General features: G+C 51.7%; 12 protein-coding genes. 7 read left to right on the plus strand and 5 right to left on the minus strand.

The window, feature by feature from the left end:
- Window positions 1-471: 471 nt before the first annotated feature.
- The gene (gene mgtA / locus HC231_RS21240; RefSeq protein ID WP_208228654.1) at window positions 472-3,180 is read left to right on the plus strand and encodes a magnesium-translocating P-type ATPase; all 2,709 of its coding nucleotides are present in this window, start codon (window positions 472-474) and stop codon (window positions 3,178-3,180) included.
- A gap of 56 nt (window positions 3,181-3,236) precedes the next feature.
- On the opposite strand, the gene HC231_RS21245 is transcribed toward mgtA, so the two are convergent.
- The 3 genes from HC231_RS21245 to HC231_RS21255 form a co-directional block, all read right to left on the minus strand.
- Window positions 3,237-3,767: an O-acetyl-ADP-ribose deacetylase gene (locus HC231_RS21245; protein ID WP_246494603.1), complete on the minus strand. Its 531-nt coding sequence runs from the start codon at window positions 3,765-3,767 to the stop codon at window positions 3,237-3,239.
- A 378-nt stretch (window positions 3,768-4,145) separates the two neighbouring features.
- Complete coding sequence (locus tag HC231_RS21250) at window positions 4,146-5,759, minus strand: methyl-accepting chemotaxis protein (RefSeq protein ID WP_208228655.1); 1,614 nt, start codon at window positions 5,757-5,759, stop codon at window positions 4,146-4,148.
- Window positions 5,760-5,923: 164 nt separating this feature from the next.
- The gene (locus HC231_RS21255) at window positions 5,924-6,991 is read right to left on the minus strand and encodes an alpha/beta fold hydrolase (protein ID WP_208228656.1); all 1,068 of its coding nucleotides are present in this window, start codon (window positions 6,989-6,991) and stop codon (window positions 5,924-5,926) included.
- A 419-nt stretch (window positions 6,992-7,410) separates the two neighbouring features.
- Between HC231_RS21255 and HC231_RS21260 the strand changes: the two genes are divergently transcribed.
- Entirely contained in the window at window positions 7,411-7,914 is a 504-nt protein-coding gene (locus tag HC231_RS21260; protein ID WP_208228657.1) for a GNAT family N-acetyltransferase, read from the plus strand.
- A gap of 98 nt (window positions 7,915-8,012) precedes the next feature.
- Here the strand turns inward: HC231_RS21260 and rraB are convergent, their stop codons facing one another.
- On the minus strand, window positions 8,013-8,438 hold the full coding sequence (rraB, locus tag HC231_RS21265) for a ribonuclease E inhibitor RraB (RefSeq protein WP_208228658.1): 426 nt from the start codon (window positions 8,436-8,438) through the stop codon (window positions 8,013-8,015).
- A gap of 162 nt (window positions 8,439-8,600) precedes the next feature.
- On the opposite strand from rraB, the gene argF reads away from it, so the two are divergent.
- Entirely contained in the window at window positions 8,601-9,608 is a 1,008-nt protein-coding gene (gene argF / locus HC231_RS21270) for an ornithine carbamoyltransferase (RefSeq protein WP_208228659.1), read from the plus strand.
- Between the two features lie 78 nt (window positions 9,609-9,686).
- Here the strand turns inward: argF and HC231_RS21275 are convergent, their stop codons facing one another.
- A complete protein-coding gene (locus tag HC231_RS21275) occupies window positions 9,687-10,154 on the minus strand; it encodes a NanQ anomerase/TabA/YiaL family protein (RefSeq protein WP_208228660.1) in 468 nt (155 codons plus the stop codon).
- 169 nt (window positions 10,155-10,323) lie between these two features.
- Between HC231_RS21275 and HC231_RS21280 the strand changes: the two genes are divergently transcribed.
- The 4 genes from HC231_RS21280 (at window position 10,324) to ridA (ending at window position 12,733) form a co-directional block, all read left to right on the plus strand.
- Window positions 10,324-10,671 carry a hypothetical protein gene (locus HC231_RS21280; RefSeq protein WP_208228661.1) on the plus strand — a complete coding sequence of 116 codons (348 nt, stop codon included), beginning with the start codon at window positions 10,324-10,326 and terminating at the stop codon, window positions 10,669-10,671.
- A gap of 2 nt (window positions 10,672-10,673) precedes the next feature.
- Entirely contained in the window at window positions 10,674-11,609 is a 936-nt protein-coding gene (gene pyrB / locus HC231_RS21285; protein WP_208228662.1) for an aspartate carbamoyltransferase, read from the plus strand.
- A 17-nt stretch (window positions 11,610-11,626) separates the two neighbouring features.
- A complete protein-coding gene (gene pyrI / locus HC231_RS21290) occupies window positions 11,627-12,091 on the plus strand; it encodes an aspartate carbamoyltransferase regulatory subunit (protein ID WP_208228663.1) in 465 nt (154 codons plus the stop codon).
- A gap of 255 nt (window positions 12,092-12,346) precedes the next feature.
- Window positions 12,347-12,733 (plus strand): Rid family detoxifying hydrolase, encoded by a 387-nt coding sequence (ridA, locus tag HC231_RS21295; RefSeq protein ID WP_208228664.1) that lies wholly within the window; start codon window positions 12,347-12,349, stop codon window positions 12,731-12,733.
- Window positions 12,734-12,820 lie beyond the last annotated feature (87 nt).

A 12,820-nucleotide genomic window follows, 5' to 3' on the forward strand; every position in this document is an offset into this window, starting at 1 on the left:
GAGCGTGACAAATTCGTCGGGAACGAATTTGACCAGCCAACGGCTGGCCTCCGGTGAGAGACAGGATGTCTCTCATTAATCCCGATGAGCTTACTCAAGTCAGTGATTCGGGTGACAAATCTGCCTGAAGCAGATTTGAACGCCGCTTGCGGCGGCCCCGGAGGGGTGAGGCCCAGGGATGGGCCGAGTAATTAAACGCAGCCAACGCACCTGCGACTTGAAAGATGAAGGGTATAAACACGCGCTCACCCTGGCGGTGATAAGGAGACAACATGGACGAGCACCCCAGATTATCCGATAAATCGCGTCGGTCGGAATAACAGGCACCGTCTTTTCTAAGCCCTTTTCTGTTCGCCTCTTTTCCGTCCGCTACGCCTCATCATTTTCAATCCGCCTTTACGTCCCTTTATCCAGGGATGCGCGCCCGTGCGCGGCGGACAGACAAAAAATCAGCATGACAGAGATGATCAAATGACTGAAATGATCAATCAAACGGCAAACCGCCGTCATCAACCGAAAGCGGCGGCCGCATTCGCCATCGCCCGCGAAGCGCAAAACAGCCTCGATCAAACGCTGGCCAATATGAACACTAATCTTCATGGCCTGACTAATGACGATGTCGCCGATCGCCAACAAACCTACGGCGAAAACCGGGTGGCGCATGAAAAAGCGCCGCATGCGCTGGTGCAGTTGATATCCGCTTTCAATAACCCGTTCATTTACGTTCTGATGGCGCTGGCCGCCATCAGCTTTGTTACCGATTACTGGCTGCCTAAGCAGCGGGGAGAGGAGACGGAACTGACCGGCGTCATCATCATTTTGGTGATGGTGAGCCTGAGCGGTATGCTGCGTTTCTGGCAGGAATTTCGCACCAACAAGGCGGCGGAAGCCCTGAAATCAATGGTGCGAACCACCGTGACCGTACTGCGCCGGACGACGGAAAACGCCTCGCCGGTACTCCAGGAAATCCCGCTCCAGCGGCTGGTGCCGGGCGATATCCTGTTTCTTTCCGCTGGCGATATGATCCCGGCCGACGTGCGCCTGATAGAATCGCGCGATCTGTTCGTTAGTCAGGCGGTTTTGACCGGGGAATCGCTGCCGATTGAAAAATATGATGTTTTTAGCAATATCCACGCTAAATCCAGCCAACCGGAAAGCGTTGGCGAACATGACTTGCTGTCGCTATCCAGCATTTGTCTGATGGGCACTAGCGTCTCCAGCGGTACGGCGACCGCCGTGGTAGTCGCTACCGGCAACCAGACCTATTTTGGTTCGTTGGCCAAATCCATTGTCGGCACCCGCTCCCAGACGGCGTTCGACCGTGGCGTAAACAGCGTAAGCTGGCTGCTGATCCGCTTTATGGTGGTGATGGTGCCGGTGGTGCTGTTGATTAACGGCTTTACCAAAGGCGACTGGATGGAGGCTGGCCTGTTCGCGCTGGCCGTCGCCGTGGGATTAACCCCGGAAATGCTGCCGATGATTGTTTCATCCAATCTGGCAAAGGGCGCTATCGCCATGGCGCGGCGCAAGGTGGTGGTCAAACGTCTGAACGCCATCCAGAACTTCGGCGCGATGGATGTACTCTGCACTGACAAAACCGGCACCTTAACGCAGGATCGCATCATTCTTGAGCATCACCTTAACATCCACGGTCACAACGACGAGGAGGTGTTGCAGCTCGCCTGGCTCAACAGCGCCTACCAAAGCGGTATGAAAAACCTGATGGATAACGCGGTTATCTATTTCGGGCGCGATAAACCGGCGATCGCCGCACTGGGGCGCTATCGTAAAATCGACGAACTGCCGTTTGATTTTATCCGCCGCCGCCTGTCCATCGTGGTAGCGGATGAAAACAACCGTCAGCGCCTGATCTGTAAAGGCGCGGTGGAAGAAATGCTGGCCATTGCCACGCATGTGTCTGAAAACGGGCAGCGGTTTGAACTGGATGAATCCCGCCGCGCGGCCTTGCTGGCGCTGGCGGAAAATTACAACCAGCAGGGTTTCCGCGTCCTGATGATCGGCGTTCGTGAGTTCGGCGTCGTTGGCGGCACGCTGCCGCTAAACGCCGACGATGAGCGCGACCTGGTGATCCACGGTCTGCTGACCTTCCTCGATCCGCCGAAGGAAAGCGCCGCTTCCGCGATCCGCGCGCTGCATGAAAACGGCGTAGCCGTTAAGGTGCTGACCGGAGATAACCCGATTATCACCAGTAAAATCTGCCGTGACGTCGGCTTGGAACCGGGCGAACCGCTAACAGGGGCGGAGATCGAAACGCTGAGCGACCAACAGTTATCCATATTGGTGGAACAACGCACGGTGTTTTCCCGGCTGACGCCGCTGCAAAAATCCCGCGTGCTGAAAGCCTTGCAGGGCAACGATCACACCGTGGGTTTTCTCGGCGACGGCATCAACGATGCGCCGGCGCTGCGCGATGCCGATATCGGTATTTCTGTGGATACCGGCACCGATATCGCCAAAGAATCGGCCGACATCATCCTGTTGGAGAAGAACCTGATGGTGCTGGAGGAAGGCGTTATCAAAGGGCGCGAAACCTTCGGCAATATCATCAAATATCTGAACATGACCGCCAGCTCTAATTTCGGCAACGTGTTCTCGGTGTTGGTCGCCAGCGCGTTTATCCCGTTCCTGCCGATGCTGGCGATTCATCTGCTGATTCAAAACCTGATGTACGATATCTCCCAGCTGTCGCTGCCGTGGGACAAAATGGACAAAGAGTTTTTGCGTAAACCGCGCAAGTGGGACGCCAAAAACATCGGCCGCTTCATGTTATGGATTGGACCGACCTCGTCTATTTTCGACATCACCACCTATGCGCTGATGTGGTTCGTGTTCGCCGCCAATAGCGTGGAGCATCAGGCGCTGTTCCAGTCCGGCTGGTTTATTGAAGGGTTGCTGTCGCAAACGCTGGTGGTGCACATGCTGCGCACCCAGAAAATTCCCTTTATCCAGAGCACGGCGGCGCTTCCGGTAATGCTGATGACCGGCCTGGTGATGGCGTTGGGAATTTATATCCCCTTCTCGCCGCTGGGTACGCTGGTCGGGCTACAGCCACTGCCGTGGGAATATTTCCCCTGGCTGGCGGCGACGCTGATTGGCTACTGCACCGTCGCGCAGCTGGTGAAGCGCGCCTATATCCGCCGCTTCGGCCAGTGGTTCTAACCACATGCAATGGCGGGCATCACCTTGCCCGCCAGTAAAGAGCACGATTGCCTTTCTTAATACTCATTCATTTTCAGCAGATTAAAATAGATATCGTAGTTATCCTGTTCAAAACACACTAAATTAACCATTTCTATATCATTGTTTTTATGTAAACAGTCAGTAATCACCGTTAGTACGATCTTGGCAGCCGACGCTTTGGGGAATCGATAAATCCCGGTGCTGATATTGGGGAAAGAGACGGTTTTAATATGATATTCATCAATCAATTTGAAACAGCTGATATACGCCTTCCTTAGCAATTCAGCTTCCTGATGATTGCCATCGCTCCAGTGAGGCCCGACCGTATGTATTACATAATCAGCAGGTAAATTGCCGGCGGTTGTTATTACCGCATCACCAACTTTACAACCGCCTTGCCGATTTTTTATTTCTCGACACGCATCCAAAATCGCAGGCCCGCCGGCACGATGTATCGCACCGTCCACCCCGCCGCCGCCAAGCAAAGATGAATTAGCCGCATTGACAATCGCCTCCACGGGTATCTTTGTGATATCACCTTGTAATAACCGTATCCTGTTAATCATTAGTAAAAACCTTCAAAAACGTTTTCATTGATTTTCTCTGTCCCTCCGGCATCGTTTCCGTCAGCAGTTTGCGCGCGGCGTACTGTTGGTCATTCGGTTAACGAATAAAAGGCAGTTTTATACATGCATTATTACATCTTAAGCCTATGTCGATATATCAAGATAATTAACGTTCTCTTCTTAATAATCTTTTCAACATTCTAGTAAATAACCAAGAGCACATTGACCTGCTGGCAAAGAGGATGCGCGGCGAGGCTCCGAAAGAGCCGAGTAATGAGGAAGGCCAACGCGCCCACAACGTGAAGGATGAGGGGATAGCGCCTGTTTTCGCTATCGGGATGACCTTATCGAAAACAGGCGATGGGGCGATGTTAAGACTTAGCGGGCATCAACCAACGCGAGATTGTGACGCAACTCCGATACCGGAGCTTCCATCTTTTCTCTCTCAATCTGGAAACGGGTCACGGACTGTTGCAAGTTGACGACCTGTTCTTGCAGAGAACTGGCGGATGTCGCGACTTCCGATACCAGCGTCGCATTCTGCTGGGTCGCCGTATCCATTTGATTGATGGCGATATTAATCTGCGAAATGCCCCGGCTTTGCTCACCGGAAGCCAGCATGATCTCATCCATGATATCCACCACTTTTTTCACGTCGGTCAGGACTTCATCCATGGTATTACCGGCCACCTCAACCAACCCGGCGCCTTTCTCAATCCGGCTGAGAGAAGCATCAATCATCGTGCCGATCTCTTTCGCCGCCGTCGCGCTGCGTTGGGCCAGCGTTCTCACTTCGGACGCCACCACGGCGAACCCTTTACCGTACTGGCCGGCCCGGGCGGACTCCACCGCCGCATTCAGCGCCAGCAGGTTAGTCTGGAAAGCAATGCCGTCAATCACGCCGACAATGTCGGAAATCTTGGCGGAGCTCTGTTTGATCGAGCGCATGGTATCAACCACTTCCGACACGACATTACCGCCGCGGGACGCGGAATCAGAGGCTTTTTGCGCCAGGTCATTGGCTTTGCGGGTGTTGTCCTCGTTGTTTTTCACCGTCGCCATGATCTGTTCCATGCTCGATGCGGTTTCATCCAATGAAGCGGCCTGTTGCTCCGTACGGCTGGAGAGATCGATATTTCCCGATGCGATCTCTTCCACCCCGATGCCGATCGCGTCCGTCCCATTGCGCACCACCAGCACCATATTTTCCAGCCCATCGCGCATGCGCTGAACCGCCGAAAACAGCTGGGCGATTTCATTTTTCCCGTGGATATCGATTTTGGCCCGCAGATCGCCTTCGGCAATACGGTCAAAAACCGCAATCGCCTGATTCAGCGGCTTCACCACCAGGTTAGTCATAATGGACCAGGCCAGCGCCGCCAGCAGCACGGCGCAGGCAATAGCGCCATACAAAATGACCGTCATGCTTTTAACGCGATCGTTAGAGTCATCGTAGGCGGTATCAATGCTCTGCAGTTTGTAGCTCACCAGCGCTTTGGACGATTTATCGAATGCGGCGTAAAGCACCGTGGACTTGCCCGCGCGTTGGCGATACTCATCCAGGTTTCCAGCCTCAAGCGCGGCGACGCCGGGCTCGATAAAGTCTTTCATCAAGGTATCGCGATTCGTGGCCATCTCTGAAGAAATGACTTTTTCCTGCTCGGATTGCGGATACGTCAGGTATTGCTGCCATTTTCCATTGGCGCCGTTAATTTTGTCTTTAGCCCGCCCCAACGCTACCTTGGCCGCATCGGTGTTACCGCTTCCCATCAGCGATTCATACAGACGTAAATCCAGCCGGGCGCGCAGCAACAACTCAGAACTTTCGTTCAGTGCGACCAGCCCAGGCAGAACTTCTTTATCGACCTGACCAAATGATTTATTTCCCGACTGAAGAGCAACTAATCCTAAGACACCGACAAAAAGCAATAATGCGGCTAATGAAAAAACCATAATACTAAGTGCGGTACGGATCTTTATCTTACGAAACATAAATTATCCCTATTGCCTGATAAAAGAAAGAGGATGAACATTGCCCCTCGGCGGAGCCATTTAGTTATTCACACACATAACCGCAATAAAAATAAAGGGGGAGATTCAAAAGAATAATGACCGGTAGAAAAATTTCCATACCGGTCAATAATAATTATTTATTGTTATTTCTGAGGCGGATTATTTTCTAAAAAATCTTTCAGCTTATCTTTATAAAACTTTGCTGACATCATCGTACCATGTCCGCTGGTTTCTTTACTGGCAGGAATCAGAATTACCTCAGCCCGTTTTATTTTTTTCAGCTCATTATCCAGTATTCCTGTTTCAACAGGATTACGTTCATCATCTTCAGAATTAATAACCAAAACTGGGGCTTTAATTTTTCCTAATGCCGGCTCCGCATTATAATTAGCGGACGAACCCCAAATATAAATAAAGTCATTCGCATCGCTGGTTAGCGGAGCGGCCAGGCGTTCTGCCACCAGCTTATCGGCTTGAGCCCGGGTCGGCGCTTTATTCTGATATGCCAGCGTCCCGCCGGTGGTGGCGATGCTGAACATAATGCCGGCCGTCTTCAGCGCCGGCGGTTGCTGCGTGTAATTACCATTATTCCACGCCGGATCGTTTTTGATGGATTCAATTAATATACGCCGCATCATCCAGTTACGACCGGATAATTCATTCGGTAATGATGCCATCGGCACCAGCGCATCCATCATATCTGGATGTTTTTCACCCCATATCCACGTTTGCATACCGCCCATGGAATAACCCATTACCAGACGCAAATGTTTAATGCCCATTCCCTCTTTTAACAAACGATATTGCGCTTCCACCATATCGTTATAATCATATTGAGGGAATTTCATTCGTAATCCATCGGATGGTTTGGATGATTTTCCAGACCCAATACTTTCGGGCATAATAATAAAGTATTTACTGCTATCCAGCGCCTGGCCGGGACCAAATAACTCTCCGCCGAAACCGTTCGCTAATAACGCTTTAATCGGTTGATTGGTTCCATGCAGTAATAAAACGGCGGGTTTGTTGCGATCGCCGATGGTGTAATAGTGAATGCGGAGATTCTTAAGTTTCTCTCCATTATTGAACGTGAACTCGGGAACAATCCAGTCGGCCTCCTGGGGAGACGGGAAATTAGCCTCTGCGTGCGTTAAGAGTGATACCATTAACAGAAATACACCCATCAGCCCTGATACTATACGGTTATCCATAAAAACAACTCTTTGGCAATCATGGAATATGAGAACACTGATGTTAATGTTTTTTAGGAAAAATCCCAATAACGTAAGCACGCTAATAATGAAAAAACTATTATTATCCGGTATTTTTATTTATGACAAAATTTTATACAGCCAGTTTGTAATAGCATGAGATCTCTGACATTCATACCTCGTTCTTTTGTCCGAACATCCGCGCCGACAGCCTGACATATAACGCCCCATTTTATGCAACGCCGCGCAGCCGGCTCACAATCGTCCCGCGTCAGTTTACCAGCGCATCGCCAATATCCGCGATGGTTAACCTGCCCCCAACAACAGTAATCGGCCATTGCATCAATTTGGGATTAAATGGTATTACAATCCGCCAATAGCGATTCGATTCTCAATACCGTAAAACAAGAGCGAAGACCATGAAAACCGCCATTCCCGCCAACTATTTTATTCGTCCTATTACGGCACCAGACAATGCCGCTATTGCCGGCGTTATCCGCCGCGTTTCCGCAGAGTTCAATTTAACGGCGGATAAAGGCTACACCGTATCCGATCCCAATCTGGACAGTCTGTTTGAGCTGTACAATCAGCCGGATAGCGCCTATTGGGTACTTGAATATCAGGGGGAAGTCGTAGGCGGCGGCGGCATCGCGCCGCTGGTGGGCGGCGATGAAGATGTGTGTGAACTACAAAAAATGTATTTTTTACCCGTGCTGCGCGGCAAAGGCTTAGCCAGACAGCTAGCCTTACAGGCGCTGGACTTTGCCCGCCAGCGCGGCTTTCGCCGTTGCTATCTGGAAACCACCAGTCATTTAACCAGCGCCATCCGTTTGTACCAGTCATTAGGGTTTGAACACATCCCCTACGCCATGGGCAATACCCGTCACACCGATTGTGAAGTGACCATGCTGAAAATGTTGTAGCCCGCATCCCTTTTCACTAAAAAGCGGAGTAAAAGGCAGGCGGCGAAGCAGGCCGTGAGGTTATCGCCGTCACGGCCAAGGAGGCGGGAACTTAATAATTAATGACGTTTTCCGTCGTCATCTTCGTCATAAAAGTCTTCGTCGCTTCCTTCTTCGTCCGCTTCGCCATCGGGATCTTCAAAGTAGGTGCCCCAACCGTCGTAATTCACGCCATAGCGTTCAGCCAGCGTCACCATCTGTTCGACCTGGGCGTCGATCAATTCGGCGTTCAGCGCCACCTCGCTGATGGCGTCGCAGCACATCAGTAAAATGCCGTCTTCCACCTCAAGCTCTTCCGCATCCGTCACTTCATAGCCCAGTTTGAATGCCTCTACCGCAACTTTTTCCAGCACCTCAAACTTCTCGGCCGAGAAATGGTGCTCAATGGTATAGAGCGCATCCGGATCGCTGCCATCATCCAGCAATTCTTCGATGATCAGCCGTGTCTCTTCACGTTGTTCTTCCAGCAATTCGCGGTTTGCCATGCCTCATTCCTCATTAACCGACGTAATATTTCATCATTCTCCCACAGCCCTGCGACCGTCTCCACCATAAAGTTTGCCTCCGGCACTTGAAATTGAATAATTACACATATAAAGTGAATTTTAATTCAAACATCGAGGATGAGCAGCGTGGAGATATGCGTTATGAAATCATTTTATAAGCGCCATTTTTTAAGATTAATGGATTTTACGCCGGTAGAAATCGCCAATCTTTTGGCCCTATCAGCGAAACTGAAAGCCGATAAAAAAAGCGGAAAAGAGATCCGCCATCTGCAAGGTAAGAACATCGCACTCATCTTCGAAAAAGATTCGACCCGGACTCGCTGCTCTTTCGAAGTTGCTGCATACGACCAAGGGGCGCAGGTGACCTACCTGGCGCCGAGCGGAAGCCAAATCGGCCACAAAGAATCCATCAAGGATACGGCGCGCGTTTTGGGAAGAATGTACGACGGCATTCAGTACCGCGGCTACGGTCAGCAGATTGTTGAAACGCTGGCGCAGTATTCCGGCGTCCCGGTCTGGAACGGCCTGACGGATGAGTTTCATCCGACGCAGCTGCTGGCGGATTTGCTGACGATGCAGGAGCATTCACCGGCTAAGCCGCTGTCAGACATAAAGATGGCCTACGTGGGCGACGCGCGTAACAATATGGGCAACACCATGCTGGAAGCTGCCGCCTTGACCGGTCTGGATTTACGTCTGGTCGCGCCCAAAGCCTGCTGGCCGGAAGCAGGACTGGTGGCGGAATGCCAGGCCGCAGCCAAACAAACGGGCGGCGGCATCACCCTGACGGAAGATATTGCTGAAGGCGTAGCCGGCGTCGACTACATCTATACCGACGTATGGGTCTCCATGGGCGAACCCAAAGAGGCCTGGCAGGAACGTATCGCCCTGCTGAAACCTTATCAGGTGAACATGGCGATGATCGCCGCTACCGGTAATCCTCAGGTGAAATTCCTGCATTGCCTGCCGGCGTTTCATGATGACCAAACCACGCTCGGCAAACAGATGGCGGAACAGTATGGGCTGCATGGCGGAATGGAAGTCACGGATGAAGTGTTTGAATCCGCGCACAGCATCGTGTTCGATCAGGCGGAAAACCGGATGCACACCATCAAAGCGGTGATGGTGGCGACGCTAAGTCAGGATTAATCAGGCCGTTGATGCCATCTTCCAGTCATTCCCGCGCCGGCGGGAATGACGAACGGAGTCGGCGGAGATGAAAACGGATTACCGCACCAATGCCGCGTCAATCTTCACCACGGCTTTGCGCACGTGGGCCGGTTCGCCGACCGCGCACAGCGGCTTGTGAACATCTCCGGGGAAAAAGACCACAAAATCGCCTTCCTGCATTACCAGCTGCTTTTCCTGCTCGCCTGAAGGTAAAAAGGCGATATCTTTATCCGCCAGCCAGTCAACGTCGGGGGCGCCCGCCGGAAGATTGCTGAACGTCATCCCTTCCACGCCCGACAGCACAATCTGAATATCCAGGTATTTTGCGTGATACTCGGCGCGGCGCTTTTCCAGCGCTTCGGTGCTATCGTTGGAAATCAGTACGAACGCGTTATTGCCATCAATATCATACTTACCCAGCGGCGTATCCGCCGTTATGTTCTGCTTAACGTATTCAATCGCTTCACGCAGTTTCGCGGGCAGATAAGGAACCAGCTCAAGATGATGGATATTGCCAGTGATCATGATTACCCCTGATTAAAATGAAATGCTGTTTTAACTGACTTTATACGCTTCAATCCGCAGGCTCGCCAGCCTGTTATTCTGAAAAGATGACTTACGTCGTCCCTTATATTTTGCAATCAATCGCTAGCCTCTCCTGCCGCAAGTGATATTCATCCCGCAATCGATTGCCATGCGTAAAAAACCAAGTTTTCCGCTTGAATTAGCGTCATCGGCGCGTATAATTTCCGACAATTTGCCGGGAGGAGTCATGCGCTGCTGCATAAAAAAATCCGCTGTTTATGGTTACCAACCACAACTGCCGTCCGGCAGCCGGCAGGCGTTTTCCTTTCCGTTGCTTGTTCTATCGTTGATAAAAAAGCCCCTCGTTGAGGGGCTTTTTTTTGTGGCCAGCCATCCCTGGCGGCCCCCCTTCAGGCCGTCGCTATGCGGCGTCAAAAACTTCTCCTGGAAGTTTTTTGCCTGTCATTTGTTGCGAATATCTGTATATCTGGCGTCTAACCGTTGGGAGAAAATATAAAAATGGTCAATCCGCTTTATCAAAAACATGTCATTTCAATTAACGACCTCAGCCGAGAGGATCTGGAACTGGCATTGCAGGTTGCCGCCAGTCTGAAAGCGAATCCCCAACCCGAGTTGTTGAAACACAAAGTCATCGCCAGCTGTTTCTTCGAAGCCTCAACGCGCACGCGCCTGTCTTTTGAAACGGCGATGCATCGCCTGGGCGCCTCCGTCGTTGGCTTCGCCGACAGCAGCAATACCTCGCTGGGCAAAAAAGGCGAAACGCTGGCCGATACCATCTCGGTCATCAGCCAGTATGTGGATGCGATCGTTATGCGTCATCCGCAGGAGGGGGCATCCCGTCTCGCCACCGAATTTTCCGGCGGCATTCCGGTGCTCAACGCCGGCGACGGCGCCAATCAGCATCCGACGCAAACGCTGCTCGATCTGTTTACCATTCAGGAAACGCAGGGCCGCCTGAGCAATATCAATATCGCCATGGTCGGCGACCTGAAATACGGACGCACCGTGCACTCGCTCACCCAGGCGCTGGCGAAATTCGAGGGCAACCGTTTCTACTATATCGCCCCGGATGCGCTGGCGATGCCCGATTACATTCTGAAAATGCTGGAAGAAAAAAATATTCCCTACAGCCTGCACAGCAGCATTGAAGAAGTGGTTTCCGATCTGGATATCCTGTACATGACGCGGGTGCAGAAAGAGCGTCTGGATCCGTCCGAATATATCAACATTAAGTCTCAGTTCATTCTGCGCGCCGCCGATTTGCACAGCGCACGCGCTAATTTGAAGGTGCTGCATCCGCTGCCGCGCATTGATGAAATCACCATTGATGTAGATAAAACGCCATACGCTTACTACTTCCAACAGGCGGGAAATGGTATTTACGCCCGTCAGGCGCTGCTGGCGATGGTACTGAATCGCGAACTGGTTCTGTGAGAGAAAGAGGAATAGTCATGACTCACGATAATAAATTACAGGTGGAAGCCATCAAGCGTGGCACGGTTATCGACCACATTCCCGCACAGGTGGGCTTTAAGCTGCTGACGTTATTCAAGCTGACCGCAACAGACCAGCGCATCACCATCGGCCTGAATCTGCCCTCCAACCAGCTTGGCCGCAAGGATCTGATCAAGATTGAAAATGTGTTTCTGACCGAGCAGCAGGCGAACCAACTGGCAATTTATGCGCCGCAGGCCACGGTGAATCAGATCGACGACTACAATGTCGTGCGTAAGCTGGTGCCGACGCTGCCCGATCATATCGACGATGTATTAGCCTGCCCGAACAGCAACTGCATCAGCCGCAAAGAGCCGGTATCATCATCATTCAGCGTCAAGCTGCGTGAAGGAGAAGTACAGTTGAAGTGCAAATACTGCGAAAAAGAATTTGAGCGTCAGGCGGTATTGCAGGATCGTTAAACCTCGCAGGTTACGGGATGAACCGGCGTTTTTCTGCGGTTTGTCCCGCTCACGGCCATTGCCTCATCCGGCGCTTTTTTGAATAATGGCACATTCGCGTTTTTGATAAACAATACCTATATCCAATAGATTTCAAGGTGCAGGAAGGCGGCAATCGAACGAGTCCCAGGAGCTTACACCAGTAAGTGACTGGGGCAAGAGAGATCAGCCAACACGCCTGCAACTTGAAAGATGAAGGGTATACGAGGAGATTCTATGTCACGCACCATTAGCACCGAACACGCTCCGGCAGCCATCGGCCCTTACGTACAGGGTGTCGATCTTGGCAGCATGATCATCACTTCCGGTCAGATTCCGGTAAACCCGAAAACCGGTCTGGTTGAGGACGACATTACGGCACAGGCGCGCCAGTCTCTGGATAACGTCAAGGCCATTGTGGAAGCCGCCGGCCTGAAAGTTTCCGATATCGTAAAAACGACGGTTTTCGTTAAAGACCTGAACGATTTCACCACCGTTAACGCCGCCTATGAAGCCTTCTTTACCGAACATAAAGCGCCGTTCCCGGCTCGTTCCTGCGTCGAAGTCGCCCGCCTGCCTAAAGATGTAAAAATCGAAATTGAAGCGATTGCGGTACGCCGCTAAGCCCCATTATTGGGCGTAATGTCAAAAGACGCACCATTTAGTGGCGTCTTGTTGATGGCGGGTCATTTTTTGCCCGCCACGCCGCAG

Source organism: Brenneria izadpanahii, from assembly GCF_017569925.1.
Lineage (GTDB): Bacteria > Pseudomonadota > Gammaproteobacteria > Enterobacterales > Enterobacteriaceae > Brenneria > Brenneria izadpanahii.